This window comes from Kribbella flavida DSM 17836 (assembly GCF_000024345.1).
GTDB classification, from domain to species: Bacteria; Actinomycetota; Actinomycetes; order Propionibacteriales; family Kribbellaceae; genus Kribbella; species Kribbella flavida.
Genome location: NC_013729.1, coordinates 572,322 through 586,796 on the forward strand (window position 1 = coordinate 572,322; position 14,475 = coordinate 586,796).

Below are 14,475 nucleotides of genomic sequence, written 5' to 3' on the forward strand. Positions count from 1 at the left end.
GGCCTAGTTTGGCACCGGCTGGGAACGCGGCGGAGCACGAGGGGCAGCACCAGCGTGACCAGGAACAGCGCACCGGCCTCGGCCACCCCGCCGGGCCAGGCCAGCGTGCGTCCAGGCCGTGCCGGCGACCCCACCGAAGATCGACGAGCCCGCGTAGTACGCGAACAGGTACCGACTGGCGGCGGTACCGCGGCAGGCGGAGGAGACTCCACCCGCCTGCCGCGGTGCGTACCGGTCAGAAGCCGGCGGTGATCCGGGTGAACTCCCAGTCCGGCTGAGCGATGCCGCTGCAGTTCGAGACCACGCCGCCACCGGCGCAGCCGCGGTCACGGTTCACCGACCAGAACGCCAGCCGGGCGAGGCCGTTGTTCTTCGCCCAGGTGGTGATGTTCTGCCAGGTCGCCGTCGTGGTCATCTCCTGCTGGTCCGACAGGCCGTTCATGCCGGAGATGCCCTGGTGCGCGTAGGCCTGCGCGGTGGTCCAGCCGAAGGTGGCCTTCAGCTTGTTGTTCAGGCCCTGGGACGCGCTGACCGTGTCGTTGTAGATGTTGGAGCTGCCGAAGTCGAACGGCATCAGCGTGAACACGTCGATGTTCGCGCCGAGCGCCGCGGACCGCTCGATCAGCCGGTTGCCCCAGAAGTTCGGGCCGCTGGTGGTGGTGCCGAAGGTGAGGATCGTCTGGATGCCGGGGTTGTTCTGCTTGACGATCTTGAGCGCGGTGAGGATGCGGTCCTGCACGACCTCGTTCTCGAACTCGTCGCTGTTCTCGATGTCGACGTCGATCGCCTTCAGGTTGTAGGCGTTGATCACCTGCTGGTACGCGCCGGCCAGGGCTTCCGGCGTACTGCAGTTCGGCCCCAGCTTGTTGCCGCTCCAGCCGCCGATCGAGAGCACGATGTCGCCACCGGCAGCGCGGATCTGGGCGATCGCGGTCGCGTCGGCGCTGCCCTGCAACGGCCGGCTGCCGTCCCACGCGGGGTTGCAGCCCCCCGAGGACAGGATGAACGCCATCGTGAACCACTTGATGCCGGTGGCGTTCATGACCGTGGCCGGGTTCGGCGGGTCGCCCCAGCCCATGTACAGGTACGGCGCCGCCCGGCGCGTGCCGGTGTCGCCGCCACCGGCCTTGGTGGTGACGGAGACGGCGCTGCTCTTGGCGCCTTCACCCGCACTGTTGGAGGCGCTGACCTGGTAGCTGTACGCCGTGCTGGCGCTCAGCCCGGAGTCCGTGTACGACGTACCGGTCGGGCTGCCCACCTTCGCGCCGTTGCGGTAGACGTTGTAGCTCGTCGCGCCGCTCGCCGCGGACCACGACAGGCTCACCGACGACGCGGTCGACGTACCGGTGAGGCCGGTCGGTGCAGCGGGCACCGTGCCGCCGCCACCGCCGGTGCAGGAGCCGCCGTTGAGGCGGCAGGCCGTGATGCCGGGGAAGTTGCCCGGGCTGCCGTTGAAGCCGAACGTGACGCTGGCACCCGGTGCGAGCGGTCCGGCCCAGCTGGGCGGAGTGAACGTGTGCGTCAGGCCGCTGCTGCTGCGCTGGGCGTCCCACGCACTGCTGATCGAGTAGCCCGACGGGAAGTCGAGCGCGATCGACCAGGTGAGCGGGCTGCTGGTGCCGTTGGTGACGGTCACCCTGCCCTCGAATCCACTGCCCCAGTCGGACACCTTGGTGAACGACGCGGTCGCGGGAGCGGCCTGGGCGGTGGGCGCGGCGAGGAACGAGGCGACGACTGCTGTGATGGCCGCCAGGGCCACCGCGAGAGGTTTGCGTTTCATGATGCTCCGATCCGTGGGCGGTGCGTGATCAGATCCGTCCCCAGAGCGCGGGGACGTTCGGCGGTTCCCAGCCGGTGAGCGAGGTGTGGCCCTGGATGCACCGGTAGGTGACGCCCTGGTAGGACACCAGCGCGCCGGTCGGGTACGCCGTGTTCGCCGCCCACGGGGTGGCCGTCGGGGGCGTGGCCGTGGGAGTCGGCGTGGGCGTCGGGGTGGGCGTCGGCGTCGGCGTCGGCGTGGGAGTCGGCGTCGGGGTGGGCGTGGGAGTCGGCGTGGGGGTCGGCGTCGGCGTCGGCGTGGGACCGGTGCAGCCGGGAGTCGGGGCGTCGACGGCGTTCACCACCGCGTTGAACAAGGTCGCCGCCGGGTCGAGCGCCTCCATCGAGTACATCATCGCGCCGGCCAGGCCGTGGCAGTGCTGGTAGTCGGCCTTCTCCTTGATCGAGCGGGCGTTGTCGCCGGTCCAGAAGGTGCCGTTGCGGTAGAACCAGGAGGCCTTGGTGGTCTCGTCGTAGAAGCTGTACGCCGGGTTGTCGACGAAGCCGACCAGCTCCTTGTAGAAGGAGACGCCGGGCACGTTGCCGCTCATCGCGTTGCCGTCGGCCGGCCCGGTCGCGGGCTGGTACTTGCCGTTGGCGGTCGCCGGCACACCCTTCCAGCCGCGGTAGTAGAAGGGGTACCCGATGGTCAGCTTGTTCGCCGGGAACCCGCCGGGAATGCCGTACGCCGGGTCGCCGGTGGTCCAGGCCTTCACCGCGCCGTCGATCGAGTACTTCGCCGTGCCCGGCGGGATCGGCGTGCTCGGGTCGTCGGGAGCGGCGTACAGCGGGTCCTGGAAGTTCGTCGGCCCGGTGGCGTCCCAGCCACCGTGCATGTCGTACGTCATCACGTTGTTGTAGTCGAGGTACTGGCCGATCTTGTTGGTCTCGATGGTGGCGATCTTGTCCTGCCCGGCCGGGGTGGCCGCGGTCAGCCACATCTTCCGGCCGACGCTGTTGCCGTAGGCATCGAGCTGGGCGCGCAGCTCGGCGAGCAGCAGGGTGAAGTTCTGCTTGTCCGCCGGGCTGTGGTGGTTGCCGACGTGGCCGTTCGGCGAACCGGGGTACTCCCAGTCGACGTCGATGCCGTCGAAGATCCCGGCGGCGCTGCCGGGGCCGCCGAAGCCGTCGACCACCGGCAGGTTGCCCTTGAGGAACATGTCCACGCAGGAGCTGACGAACGCCTTGCGCTTGGCGTCGGTGGAGGCGGCGTCGGAGAAGTACTTCGAGTAGGTCCAGCCGCCGATCGAGATCAGGATCTTCAGGTTCGGGTACTGCTTCTTGAGCTTTCTCAGCTGGTTGAAGTTGCCCTGGATCGGCTGGTTCCAGACGTCGCCGACGCCGTCCACGCTGATGTCCGCGCCGTACGACTTGCCGTAGTCCGCGAACGCGTCACCGGCGCCGTCGCCGGCGTTCGGGTCGCTCTCGTTCTGGGAGGCGGCCTTGTTGGCCATGAAGCAGGTGTGGCTGGTCGGGTGGATGTTGGCGAACGCGTAGTTGACGAAGTCCAGCTTGCCGGCGGCGCCGGTGGTCGCCAGGTTCTTCGGGTAGAAGGCGTTGCCGTAGATGCCCCACTGGGCGAAGTAGGCCGTCTTCACGCCGCCGCTGGTGGCCTGGGGTGCGGCCTGGACGGTGGAGCCGGTGGGCGGTCCGGCGGTGGCCACCGAGATTCCGGCGGCGGCGATCAGGGCGGTGGCGGCGACTGTCGCCGTGGCGGCGAGGGTGCGCAGTCGGCTCATGGGCGGTCCTCCGGGGGCTGAGGGCAGAACGCGAGAAGAACTTAGATAAAGACGCTTCGAAAGGAACCGTAACGGCTGGTGGACGATCGGTCTCCGGCTCGTGCTGGCGGGTTGCCGCTGCTGGCGGGAAGCCGACAGGCGCCGAATCTCCTGTGTCCACAGGGGTTTGAAGTCGTCTGCCGGCGCCTGGACTGTCGACGGCACCTTCTAGGCATGGAGACCTCACTGCCGTCGGCGCCGGTCCTGCTGGCCACCGCCGACGAGATGCTGCTCGACGATCTGCTCCGCCTGGCCGCCGCGGCCGAGGTGACCCCGCAGATCGAGAAGGACCTGCTCGGCCTGCGTCGGTACTGGCAGACCGCAACCCTCGTGGTGATGGGTCAGGACCTGGTGGAGCCGTTCGCCCGTACCCAGCCGGTGCGCCGGCCCGGTGTCGTCGTCGCCGGTGTCGATCCCGACGACGGCGCGGTCTACCGGCGGGCCCTGACGATCGGTGCCGAGAGTGTCTTTCTGCTCCCGGGGGACGAGGCGGTCCTCGGCGACCGGTTGGCCGACACCTTGGACGGCGGGCTGCGGGCTGCGACCACGTTCGCCTTCGTCGGCGGGTGCGGTGGTGCGGGGGCGACCACGCTCGCGGCAGCCGTGGCGGTCACCGCGAGCCGTCGGGGGGTCCGGACGATGATCATCGACGGCGATCCACTGGGTGGCGGGATCGATCTCGCGCTGGGCAGCGAGACGGGCAGCGGTGCGCGATGGCCGGACCTGCTCAACGCGGCCGGCCGGGTCAGCGCCGCGGCCTTGCGGGCAGCCCTGCCGGCAGTGGACGGTCTCGCGGTGCTGTCCTGGGACCGGTCGGACGTCACCACCCTGCCGCCGGAGGCGATGAGATCCGTCCTGGGCGCGGCCCAGCGCAGCAGTGACCTGGTGGTGGTCGACCTGCCTCGACGGGCCGATCCCGCTGCGGAGGAGGCCCTCGTCCGGTCGACCGCGACTTTCCTGGTCGTTCCGCGCGACGTCCGGTCCTGCGCCGCGGCGGCGCGGCTGGTCGGTCCGCTCCGCGAGGTTGCCACCGACCTCCGCGTGGTCGCTCGCGAGCCTGGTCTGGGCGGGCTGTCCGCCGTCGACGTCGCGAAACACCTCTCGTTGCCGCTCGCCGCGAAGCTCCGCTTCGACCGTGACGTTGCGGCGCTGATGGATCAGGGCCGCTTCGACCCGCGACCGCGCGGAGCCCTCGGCCGCACGGCGGGAGAGCTGCTCGACCTCTTCGGCCTCTACGGACTGCTCGCGGCATGACCGTCCCGACCGAACTGATCGAACGCGTCCGCGGCATTCTCGCCGCCCAGGGCGCCGAACCGACGCCGGCCCGGGTCGCGGCGGCGCTGCGGGCGGACGGCGGAGTCTTCGGCGACTCGACCGTGCTCGCGGTCGTCGAGGCGTTGCGCCGGGAGGCCGTCGGCGCCGGGCCGCTCGACCGGCTGCTGACCGAACCGGGCATCACCGACGTTCTCGTCAACGGCCCGAACGAGGTCTACATCGATCGCGGGACCGGCCTCGAGCGGATCGCCTTGCGCACCGGTGACGAGACCGCGGTCCGTCGGCTGGCGACCCGCCTGGCCGCCGCCGCCGGGCGCCGCCTCGACGACGCCACGCCGTACGTCGACGTCAGGCTGCCGGACGGGACGCGCTTCCATGCGGTGCTGTCTCCGGTCGCGGCTCCGGGCACGTGCTTGTCGCTGCGGGTCCCGTCCCGCACTGTGTTCGGCCTGGAGGACCTGGTGGCAGCCGGGGCGCTACCGCTTCCCGGGATTGCCATCTTCCGCGACCTGCTCGACGCGCGCTTGGCGTTCCTCGTCAGCGGCGGCACGGGCACCGGCAAGACCACCCTGCTGAACTCCCTGCTCTCGCTCGTGGACGGAGCCGAACGTCTGGTGATCGTCGAGGACGCGAGCGAGCTGCGCCCCGACCATCCCCACGTCGTCCGCCTGGAGTCCCGGCCTCCGAACGTCGAAGGCTCGGGCGAGATCACACTGCGGGACCTGGTTCGTCAGGCGCTGCGGATGCGCCCCGACCGCCTCGTGGTCGGCGAGGTGCGCGGCGCCGAGGTCATGGACCTGCTCAACGCGCTGAACACCGGGCACGAAGGCGGCTGCGGCACCGTGCATGCCAACTCCGCTGCCGACGTGCCGGCTCGGCTGGAGGCACTCGGCGCCCTCGCCGGGGTGGGGCGCGACGCCGTGCACAGTCAGGTGTCGTCTGCCTTGCATGCCGTGGTCCACCTGACCCGTGGCCGCGACGGCGTACGCCGCGTCGCCGAAATCCGGATCATCGGCCAGGCTCCCGACGGTCTGGTCACCACGTTGCCCGCGGTCCGCTTCGGGGCCGGCGGCACGGTCGAGCTCTGTGACGGCGCTTCCCGCTTCACCCAGCTGCTGGCTGGTGCCGCATGAGCCCGGCGCTTCTTGCCGCGGCGATGATCCTGATCGCGGTGCTCACCGTGCTGCCACGCCGCAGCCGAGCCCTTCATCGCCTCACCTCCGCGCGGAGCGATCGCCGATCGGACGGTGCCGCCGGTCTGGCCCGCTCGGTCCGTCGCCGCCTCGTTCCGCTGGCCTTGTCCGCGATCGTTGCTCTAGGCATCGGGTTGTCCCTGGGGGCGGCCGCGCTCGTCTCCACCCTGGCCGTCGGCGTGGTGCTCGCTGTGATCACCACCCAGCGCGCCAGGGCCCGGCGACTCCACCTGGCCGACCAGAAACGGGCCCAGGTCATCGAGGCGTGCGACACCCTCGCCGCTGAGCTCGCCGCCGGCCGTCCACCGCACGACGCCCTCGAAGGCGCCGCCGAGGTCTGTGCGGAGCTCCGACCCGCCGCCGCGGCCGCTCGCCTGGGCGGCGATGTGCCGGCGGTTCTCCAGTTGGCCGCGGACACCCCAGGGGCTGAGTCGTTGAAAGCCCTCGCCGCCGCGTGGCAGGTCGCCGACCGCTCCGGAGCCGCCGTTGCCGCCATCGTCGATCGCCTGGCGGCCTCGCTGCGTGCCGAGGAGTCGCTGCGCCGTCAGATTGCCACGAACCTGGCCGGAGCCCGCACCACCGCCCGCCTGCTGGCCATCCTGCCGCTGTTCGGCACCCTGCTCGGCTACGCCTTGGGTGCCGACCCCCTCACGTTCCTCACCACCACCATTCCGGGCGCTGCCTGCCTGACCGCCGGCTTGGCGCTGGCGATCACCGGTTTGTGGTGGACCGAACGCCTCGCCACCTACCCCTGACCGAGGAGCTCACATGAACGCCCCGGCCCTCGCCGCAGCCACGGCAGCCCTCTCTGTCGCGCTTCTGACTCCGGGCCGCCCTGGACCTCGGCGCCTGCGCAAGCCCAGGTCCCACACGCCACCCGCCGGCCCGTGGACTCACCCGTTCTCGAGCTTTCGACGCCACTGCTCGCGATGGAAGCCGTATCCCGTCCCGGCTCGCACGCGCCGCCTGCACCGTGGCACAGCGGCTCTCGCCGCCATGGCCTGTCTCTTACTCTTGCCACTTCCGTGGAACATCGCCCCCACCGTCCTGGCCTACCTCGCGATCCCCGCTGTGCTCGGACGCCTCGAGCCCGCCGCCGTCCGCAAACGCAACGCCCGGATCTCTGCCGACCTGCCACTGGCCGTCGACCTGCTGGCGGCCTGCCTCCGTGCCGGGCGTCCACCTCAAGCTGCCATCGCTACCGTCGGCCACGCCCTGGACGGACCGCTTGCCGGCCTGCTGGCTGAAGTCGAACGCCGCCTGGACCTGGGCGCCGATGCCATCGACGCCTGGTCCGTGCTCCGTGCCGAGCCCACCTGCGCCACCTTCGCCCGCGCCACCCAACGCGCTCTTCGCTCCGGAGCTCCGTTGGCGAAGACGCTCGAGTCCCAGTCCGCCGACCTTCGCCAGTCCCGCCGCTGGACCGCCGAGCAGCAAACCCGTGCCGTGGAAACCCGCTCCGTGCTTCCGCTGGGCCTCTGCTTCCTTCCGGCCTTCGTTCTCCTGGGTGTCGTCCCGACCATTGCCGCGACCTTCACCGACATCCTCACCGAGCTGTCGCCCTGACGCTCAACGCACGAGCTCGCTGTTGTGCACAGCCGCGAAAGTCTTTCTCTGCAAGGGGATCACCCGCGGCACCTTGTCAGTAAGCCGTTCCGGAGAGACCGGGCGGCAGACCGGGAGGTTACGAAATGTCGAAGGTGCTGGTCCCCGTCCACCGCATCCCCCAGCGCATCGTGCGCAACGTCGCCCAGCGCGAGGCCGGCATCGTCCGCCGGCGCACCGAGCGCGGCGCCACCACCGCCGAGTACGCCGTCGGCATGGTCGCCGCCTGCGGGTTCGGTGGCATCCTGATCACGCTGCTGAAGTCCGACGCGATGATGTCGGTGCTCAAAGCAATCATCAACTGGGCGCTGCAGTCGGCCGGGGTCGAGGGCGTCCAGGTCTGATGTCGTACCGCCCGGCCGCGACCGGCACACCACGCCCGGTGCCCGGTCCGTCCGGGCGGTCCGACGGAGCCCACCTCATGGCTTCCCGCCGTCAGAAGACCGAGCACGGCACGGTCACGGCCGAGCTGGCCCTGCTGTTCCCCGTCCTGCTGGCAACGATCGTCGCCGGTGTCTGGGCCACCGGTCTGGTCGTCGCCAACATCCGCTGCATCGACGCCGCCCGCGACGTGGCGCGCGCCGTCGCCCGCGGCGAGTCTCCCGAGACCGCCACCACCATCGGCCACCGTGCCGCCCCCGAGAACGCCACCATCGACATCACCACCACCGAGCACGGCGAGGTCCAGGTCGTCGTCACCGCCGAGCGTCACCTCGACTGGCCCCTCTTCGCCGCGCTGCCTCCCATCTCCGTGCACGCCCAGGCCATCCTGCAAGCCGAACCAGGAGAGCAACCCCCACCATGAAGCCACGAAGCATCGCGACCGACGAGCGCGGCGGAGCCACCCTCCTGGTCCTCTTCACCGCCCTCTTCCTCCTGGCCGTCGGCGCACTCGCCACCGTCTGGTCGACCATCTCTTTGGCTCACCACCGCGCCTCAGCCGCCGCAGACCTGGCCGCCCTGAGCGCCGCGCAAGCCATCCAATCCGGCATCCCCAACCCCTGCGCGGCGGCCACTCGCGCTGCTGCCACCCAGCAAGCCACCATCAGCCGCTGCGCACAGCAAGGCGAAGCAGTTTCGGTAGCCGCCTCCGTCACGCTGCGCCTGGGCGCCCTTGGCACGCCGACGATCACCACCTATGCCCACGCCGGGCCCCACCCATGAAGCCCCCGCCATCCCCAACCCCGCAGACTGATCTGGTGACAGACCCCAACCCGGACCTGCGCCCAGTGTTCCTGGCCCCCACGGCCCCCACGGATTCCACGGATTCCACGGCGCCCACCGGCGCCGTCCGTCCACTGCTCGTGGTCGACGCGGCCAACGTCATCGGCTCCCGTCCCGACGGCTGGTGGCATGACCGAGCCGGCGCCGCCCACCGACTCCTCACCAGCCTCGCCGCCTGCCTGGCGGGTCCCGGCATCCACACCGACATCATCGTGATCCTCGAAGGCGCCGCCCGAGCCGCCGCCGACGAACCCGTCGCCGATACGCCCTCGACCCTTCACGTGGTCCTGGCCAAAGGCTCCGGCGACGACACCATCGTCGAGGTCGTCACCACTGCCCTCCAGCAACACCCCGACCGCCCCACCACCGTCATCACCGCCGACCGAGGCCTTCGCTCCCGCGTAGAACCTCTGGGAGCCGCCACCGCCGGCCCCAGCCACCTCTGGTCCCTGCTCGACTAGAAGTGGGTGGGCAGGCGTCCCCCGGGCCGACACCTGACCGTGGAGGTTCAGTGCCTCGGCAGGCCGTTTGCTGCTTCCGTGAACGTCCACCGCCACGACGGGGAAGCTGCTGCTGCTCCCGTGAACGTCCATCGGCACCTGGGACGGCGCGAGGTCAGTCGTAGAGCCAGCCGTTGTGCTCGGCGATGGTGATGGCGTCGGCTCGGGTGCGGGCGCCGGTCTTGCCGATGGCGGACCAGAGGCGGGTACGAACGACGCGTTCGGAGACGGCGAGCTTCTCGGCCATGGCGGCGACGGTGCCGCCGTCGCGGGCGGCGCGCAGCGTCTCGGTTTCGCCTTCGTTCAGGGGGCTTTCGGTGTAGTGCAGGGTCTCGGCGGCGAGGTTGGCGTCGACGACGCGCAGGCCGAGGTGGACGCGGCGGACGGCGTCGGCGAGCTGTGGGGCCGGGCTGCCTTTGAGGGCGATGCCCTTGGCGCCGGCTTCCAGGCCGCGGCGCAGCTGGCCGGGGCGGCCGTAGGTGGTGAGCATGACGACGCGGCACTCGGGCATCGAGGTGCGCAGCTCGGTGGTGACGATGATGCTGTCGCGGCCGGAGCCGGCGGCGTCGACCAGGGCGATGTTCGCGCGATGCTGCTTCGCGGCCGCGACCACGTCGTCGGAGCGTTTCAGCTCGGCGACGATCTCCAGGTCGCGTTCGCGTTCCAGACCGCTTCTGAGAACGCCACGGCTGAGGATCTGGTCATCGACCAGCAACAGCCGGATGCGGTCGGGCACGCGAGCCTCCGGGGGTCCGTCCGGGCGCCGGGGAAGTGCGTCCGGGAGGAATGAGCAGGACTTCGGGTGAAGATCATGGGGCGTGGGGCGGATGCCGTCCAGATCAACGCGGTATCTCTACCAGATTGCGACCGGATCGCGATCCACCCACCCCCGGCACCGCGCTGTCCCCGGTGCCTGACGGACCGCTGCCAGCGCGTTGCCCGAGGCACCGATCGGTGTCACCGGCGGCGAGGCACGGACGGTCTCAGGAGCACAGAGCCATGAACTCGCCGGTGTGGGTGATCAGCACATGGCCACCGGACTGACTGGCGGGGAGAACCTCGCGTTCGGTGCGGACCGCCCGGCGGCTGCCGTCGGGCGCGACGAGAACCGTGTTCGGCGCATCCAGTACGACGAACTCGTCGCCCACCCGCAGCAGCACCGGGGAGGTGTACCCGGCCGAGACCGCAGTACGCCCGGCGGCCAGTCCCTCGAGCACTGCCTCCACGAGCTCGTCAGGGCCGGACGCGGAGGCGTCGACGGCGATCCAGGTGGTCGGCGTCCCGGGCAACGTCAGCGAGTCCGGGGTGTGCCAGTCGCTGCCGCCGATCGGCGTCGTGCTGTCCAGGCCCCAGGCCTCCCACCAGGCGATGGGTCCGCCCCAGCGGCGGTCGAGCCAGGTCGAGTGCCAGATCTCGGCGAGCGGCGGATGCGAGAGCCCGAGCGGTTGCCGCCATGAGCAGTCGCCGCCGAGCGGGTGGTTGATCGACAGCAGACCACCACGACGAGCCACCTCCGGCTCCCACTCCGCCGCGGGCCGTCGGAAGTCGATCGCACCGATCGCGCCGAAGGCGTTCGCGTGCCCCGACTCGGTCGTCACCTCCTGCCCCGGGATCAGTCCGATCCCGAAGCGCCGCCCTACCGACGGCAGCTCCCGGTGGTGCGCCTCGGTGTTGTGGTCGGTGCAGGCGAGCACGTCGAGCCCGGCAGCAAGTCCCAGAGCGGCGAGGTTCGCGATGGGTGTCGAGCCGTCGGAGTGCAGCGAGTGGGCGTGGAAGTCGCCGGCCACCCACCGCAACCCGGCGACGGCAGGCAGGTCCCGCCGAGGCGGCCTAGCCGGTACGCCAACGGCAGCGGCCGCCGCGGCGTACTCGGTCACCCCCGGGACGACGGCAACCGGTCCGGTCACCGCCTCGACGATCAGCTCGGCGCCCTCCACCGGGAGCCGGTGCAGCCCGAGCACGACCCACCAGGTCCCCGGCTCGAGCTCTCCGGCCAGGTACCCCGGCGTCGCCACGTCCGGCGTGATCGCGAAGGTCCGTCGCGCGCCGCCGGACCAGCCACGCCAGCCGCCCGCACCCTCGCAGCCGAGGTCGATCACCACCCCGTCCACGTCGGGCACGGTCAGCGTGACGGACAGCCCCGGGCACCCGGGCGGAACGTCGACCGGCAGCGAGTGCCACACCGACTCCGCCCGGTCGTCGAGCGTCCAGCGCTGCCGGTAGGAGGTGATCGCCATCAGGCGACAGCAGCTGCTTGCCGCGCCAGCAGTTCGCCGGACTCCTTGTCGTACAGCAAAACCCGCTGCTCCGGCGCGGTCAGTACGACGGGCGTGCCCGGCTCCGGCTCGTCCTCCTCCGGGACGGTGACGCCGATCAGCGTGCCGGCGCAGTCCACCGACACCAGCGACGACGTGCCGAGGTTCTCCGCGACCACGACCTCGCCCCGGATCGCCGGACCGGCCACGTCACCAGCTGAAGCAACCGACAGCGTCAGGTACTCCGGCCGTACGCCGACCGTCACCTCGGCCCCGGTCGGCACCGACCCGGTCGACGCGGGCAACGACCCGCCCGCCACCGATACCGCGCCGGAGTCGGACGCGACGACCGCCCCGTCCAGCAGGTTCATCGGCGTCGAGCCGATGAAGTTCGCCACGAACGTGTTCACCGGCCGGGCGAACACCTCGCGCGGGCTGCCGAGCTGGCGCAGCTGGCCCGACTGCATGACCGCGATCCGGTCCGCCAGGGCGAGCGCCTCGGCCTGGTCGTGGGTGACGAAGACCGTGGTGATGCCCAGGTCCCGCTGCAGCTTCTTCAGGAACGTCCGTGCCTCCAGCCGCAGCCGCGCGTCCAGGTTGGACAACGGCTCGTCGAGCAGCAGCACCTTGCCTTCGGACGCAATCGCCCGGGCCAGCGCGACCCGTTGCTGCTGGCCGCCGGAGAGCTGACCCGGCCGGCGTTCGAGCAGGCCCTGCAGCGACAGCTCGCCGGCGGTCCGCTCGGCGACCGAGGACCGGGTCGCCGCCGCGACCCGGCGGACCTTGAGGGGGTAGGTGATGTTCTCGGACACGCTCATGTGCGGGAACAGCGCGTAGTCCTGGAAGACCATCGCGACGCCGCGCTTGCCCGGCTCCAGCCGGGTGACGTCGGCGCCGTCGATCCGGACCGAGCCTTCGCTGGCGTTCTCCAGGCCGGCGATGGTCCGCAGCAGCGTCGTCTTGCCGCACCCGGACGGACCGAGCAGGGCGAAGAACTCGCCGTCGGCGACGGTCAGGTCCAGGCCGTCGACGGCGCGGACGCCGTTGGGGTAGACCGTCGCCAGACCCTCGATGTCGATGCCAGCCATCAGCTCTTGATCCCTCCGTGGAAACGGAACCCGTAGCGCGAGTTCACCAGCAGATACAGCACGACCACCGGGATCGAGAACAGCAGCGAGAAGACCGGGATCACCGAGAGGTTGGCGCTGCCGCCCTCGTCGGTGAAGGTCTGCAGCAACACCGCACCGGGCTGCTTGTCGATCGACCGGATCAGCAGGAAGGGCACCAGGAAGTTGCCCCAGGAGTTCACGAACGCCCAGACCAGGATGGTGGCCAGGCCGGGCCGGGCGACCGGCAGCACCACGTCGCGCAGGATCTGCCCGGTCGAGGCGCCGAACACCCGGGCCGACTCCTCGTACGACTTGGGCACCGCGTCGACGAAGTCCTTCAGGATGAAGATGGCCGCCGGCAACAGTCCGCCGGTCATCACCAGCGCGACGCCGAACCGCGAGTCGATCAGCCCGAGCTGGAACATCATCACGAAGATCGGCACCATCGCGGCCGTGCCGGTGACCACCGAGGACAGCAGCAGCAACCCGTACAGCAGCGCGTCCCGGCCGGGGATGCGGACCCGCGACAACGCGTAGCTGGCCAGCGCGGCGAACGCCGTCACGGCCACCGCGGTGGTCACGCAGATCAGCAGCGAGTTGACCATCGAGTGCAGCGCGTACGGGTGGTCGAACGTCTTGCGGACGTTGTCCAGCGTCCAGTCCGGCCACTGCACGCCGAGCCCGGGGGAGGCGTCGAAGGGTGCCGACGCGATCCACAGCATCGGGACCGCGAAGAACAGCGTGATCGCGCAGATCAGCACGTAGAAGCCGATCCGCCGTACGACGTACGCGGGGGTCACGAGCGCCTCCTCAGCAGCCGCAGGTACAGCAGCGCGACCAGCAGGTTCGCGAGCAGCAGCAGGAACGAGATCGCCGACGAGTAGCCGAGCTCACCGCCCTGCAGCGCGACGTTGTAGATGTAGACCGGCACCGTCTCGGACTCGTGGTTCGGCCCGCCCTTGGTGAGCAGGAACGGCGAGAAGTCGTTCGCGGTCCACAGCGAGATCAGCAGCGTGTTGGTCAGCACGTGGCCGCGGATGTGCGGGAACACCACGTCGCGCAGCGTCTGCCAGCCCGACGCACCGACCATCCGGGCGGACTCCAGCTGCGACGGCGGCACCGCCTGCAGCGCCGACGAGTAGAGCATCATCGAGAACGCCGTACCCCGCCAGGTGTTGAACAGGATCAGGCAGACCATCGGGTACTCGATCAGCCAGGCGGTGCCCTGCTGGCCGAGAATGCTGTTCAGCGTGCCGGTGTCGCGGTCGAAGAACGCGATCCACAGGTAGGCGACCACCGTCGACGGCAGGATCCAGGCCAGCAGCACCAGCCCTTCGACCGTACGCCGGACCGCGGGCCGGGCGCGGCGCATCGTCCAGGCCAGCGCGAACCCGAGAATGTTCTGGCCGACGATCGCCGAGCCGAGCACGAACAGGCAGGTCAGCCACAGCGCGTTGTGGAACAGCGCGTCGTTCAGCGCCTTGGTGTAGTTCGCCAGGCCGACGATCGACGGCGACACCGCCTCGACCCCGGTGAGCCGATAGTTGGTGATGCCGATGTAGATCGTCCAGACCGCGGGAAAGACCAGGAACGCGCCGATCAGCAGCAGCGCCGGCGCGACGAAGCCGAGGGCCCGGCCGACACCGAGCCCCGCGACGTCCTGGGCCGGCCCGCGGACCCGTGCCGGGCGACCCGGCACGGGTTCACTCCTGGCCGCC

Annotated in this window: 15 protein-coding genes; 8 read left to right on the plus strand and 7 right to left on the minus strand. The window is 70.7% G+C overall.

Going from position 1 to position 14,475, the window contains the following annotated elements:
- Positions 1–235: 235 nt before the first annotated feature.
- Together KFLA_RS02755 and KFLA_RS02760 are read right to left on the minus strand one after the other, a co-directional pair.
- Positions 236–1,780, minus strand: coding sequence for a glycoside hydrolase family 18 protein (locus KFLA_RS02755; RefSeq protein WP_012918229.1), 1,545 nt, complete (start codon positions 1,778–1,780; stop codon positions 236–238).
- Positions 1,781–1,808: 28 nt separating this feature from the next.
- Positions 1,809–3,557 (minus strand): glycosyl hydrolase family 18 protein, encoded by a 1,749-nt coding sequence (locus KFLA_RS02760; protein WP_012918230.1) that lies wholly within the window; start codon positions 3,555–3,557, stop codon positions 1,809–1,811.
- Between the two features lie 213 nt (positions 3,558–3,770).
- On the opposite strand from KFLA_RS02760, the gene ssd reads away from it, so the two are divergent.
- The 8 genes from ssd (at position 3,771) to KFLA_RS02800 (ending at position 9,354) form a co-directional block, all read left to right on the plus strand.
- Positions 3,771–4,850 (plus strand): septum site-determining protein Ssd, encoded by a 1,080-nt coding sequence (gene ssd / locus KFLA_RS02765; protein WP_012918231.1) that lies wholly within the window; start codon positions 3,771–3,773, stop codon positions 4,848–4,850.
- Positions 4,847–6,004 carry a TadA family conjugal transfer-associated ATPase gene (locus KFLA_RS02770; RefSeq protein WP_012918232.1) on the plus strand — a complete coding sequence of 386 codons (1,158 nt, stop codon included), beginning with the start codon at positions 4,847–4,849 and terminating at the stop codon, positions 6,002–6,004. Before ssd ends, KFLA_RS02770 begins: the two co-directional genes overlap by 4 nt.
- A complete protein-coding gene (locus KFLA_RS02775) occupies positions 6,001–6,819 on the plus strand; it encodes a type II secretion system F family protein (protein ID WP_012918233.1) in 819 nt (272 codons plus the stop codon). The genes KFLA_RS02770 and KFLA_RS02775 overlap by 4 nt, the downstream gene beginning before the upstream one ends.
- Before the next feature lie 259 nt (positions 6,820–7,078).
- Positions 7,079–7,630 carry a type II secretion system F family protein gene (locus KFLA_RS02780; protein ID WP_237706699.1) on the plus strand — a complete coding sequence of 184 codons (552 nt, stop codon included), beginning with the start codon at positions 7,079–7,081 and terminating at the stop codon, positions 7,628–7,630.
- A 125-nt stretch (positions 7,631–7,755) separates the two neighbouring features.
- The gene (locus KFLA_RS02785; RefSeq protein WP_012918235.1) at positions 7,756–8,013 is read left to right on the plus strand and encodes a DUF4244 domain-containing protein; all 258 of its coding nucleotides are present in this window, start codon (positions 7,756–7,758) and stop codon (positions 8,011–8,013) included.
- A gap of 77 nt (positions 8,014–8,090) precedes the next feature.
- Positions 8,091–8,474, plus strand: a complete 384-nt coding sequence (locus KFLA_RS02790) for a TadE family type IV pilus minor pilin (protein WP_012918236.1) — start codon at positions 8,091–8,093, stop codon at positions 8,472–8,474.
- Positions 8,471–8,833, plus strand: coding sequence for an Rv3654c family TadE-like protein (locus KFLA_RS02795; protein ID WP_012918237.1), 363 nt, complete (start codon positions 8,471–8,473; stop codon positions 8,831–8,833). Before KFLA_RS02790 ends, KFLA_RS02795 begins: the two co-directional genes overlap by 4 nt.
- Before the next feature lie 35 nt (positions 8,834–8,868).
- Positions 8,869–9,354 (plus strand): hypothetical protein, encoded by a 486-nt coding sequence (locus KFLA_RS02800; protein ID WP_237706700.1) that lies wholly within the window; start codon positions 8,869–8,871, stop codon positions 9,352–9,354.
- Positions 9,355–9,508: 154 nt separating this feature from the next.
- On the opposite strand, the gene KFLA_RS02805 is transcribed toward KFLA_RS02800, so the two are convergent.
- From KFLA_RS02805 to KFLA_RS02825, 5 genes are all read right to left on the minus strand, one after another.
- Complete coding sequence (locus KFLA_RS02805) at positions 9,509–10,129, minus strand: response regulator transcription factor (protein WP_012918239.1); 621 nt, start codon at positions 10,127–10,129, stop codon at positions 9,509–9,511.
- Positions 10,130–10,376: 247 nt separating this feature from the next.
- Positions 10,377–11,630 (minus strand): CehA/McbA family metallohydrolase, encoded by a 1,254-nt coding sequence (locus KFLA_RS02810; protein WP_012918240.1) that lies wholly within the window; start codon positions 11,628–11,630, stop codon positions 10,377–10,379.
- Positions 11,630–12,736, minus strand: a complete 1,107-nt coding sequence (locus KFLA_RS02815; RefSeq protein WP_012918241.1) for an ABC transporter ATP-binding protein — start codon at positions 12,734–12,736, stop codon at positions 11,630–11,632. Before KFLA_RS02815 ends, KFLA_RS02810 begins: the two co-directional genes overlap by 1 nt.
- Positions 12,736–13,557: a carbohydrate ABC transporter permease gene (locus KFLA_RS02820; RefSeq protein WP_012918242.1), complete on the minus strand. Its 822-nt coding sequence runs from the start codon at positions 13,555–13,557 to the stop codon at positions 12,736–12,738. Before KFLA_RS02820 ends, KFLA_RS02815 begins: the two co-directional genes overlap by 1 nt.
- Positions 13,554–14,456, minus strand: coding sequence for a carbohydrate ABC transporter permease (locus KFLA_RS02825; RefSeq protein WP_012918243.1), 903 nt, complete (start codon positions 14,454–14,456; stop codon positions 13,554–13,556). Before KFLA_RS02825 ends, KFLA_RS02820 begins: the two co-directional genes overlap by 4 nt.
- Between the last annotated feature and the right edge of the window lie 19 nt (positions 14,457–14,475).

Excerpts from the sequence above, each read along its gene's own strand:
- KFLA_RS02775 (WP_012918233.1), top strand. The coding sequence starts at position 6,001 with ATGAGCCCGGCGCTTCTTGCCGCGGCGATGATCCTGATCGCGGTGCTC.
- ssd (WP_012918231.1), top strand. The coding sequence starts at position 3,771 with ATGGAGACCTCACTGCCGTCGGCGCCGGTCCTGCTGGCCACCGCCGAC.
- KFLA_RS02755 (WP_012918229.1), bottom strand. The coding sequence starts at position 1,780 with ATGAAACGCAAACCTCTCGCGGTGGCCCTGGCGGCCATCACAGCAGTC.
- KFLA_RS02770 (WP_012918232.1), top strand. The coding sequence starts at position 4,847 with ATGACCGTCCCGACCGAACTGATCGAACGCGTCCGCGGCATTCTCGCC.
- KFLA_RS02795 (WP_012918237.1), top strand. The coding sequence starts at position 8,471 with ATGAAGCCACGAAGCATCGCGACCGACGAGCGCGGCGGAGCCACCCTC.
- KFLA_RS02790 (WP_012918236.1), top strand. The coding sequence starts at position 8,091 with ATGGCTTCCCGCCGTCAGAAGACCGAGCACGGCACGGTCACGGCCGAG.
- KFLA_RS02810 (WP_012918240.1), bottom strand. The coding sequence starts at position 11,630 with ATGGCGATCACCTCCTACCGGCAGCGCTGGACGCTCGACGACCGGGCG.
- KFLA_RS02760 (WP_012918230.1), bottom strand. The coding sequence starts at position 3,557 with ATGAGCCGACTGCGCACCCTCGCCGCCACGGCGACAGTCGCCGCCACC.
- KFLA_RS02815 (WP_012918241.1), bottom strand. The coding sequence starts at position 12,736 with ATGGCTGGCATCGACATCGAGGGTCTGGCGACGGTCTACCCCAACGGC.
- KFLA_RS02785 (WP_012918235.1), top strand. The coding sequence starts at position 7,756 with ATGTCGAAGGTGCTGGTCCCCGTCCACCGCATCCCCCAGCGCATCGTG.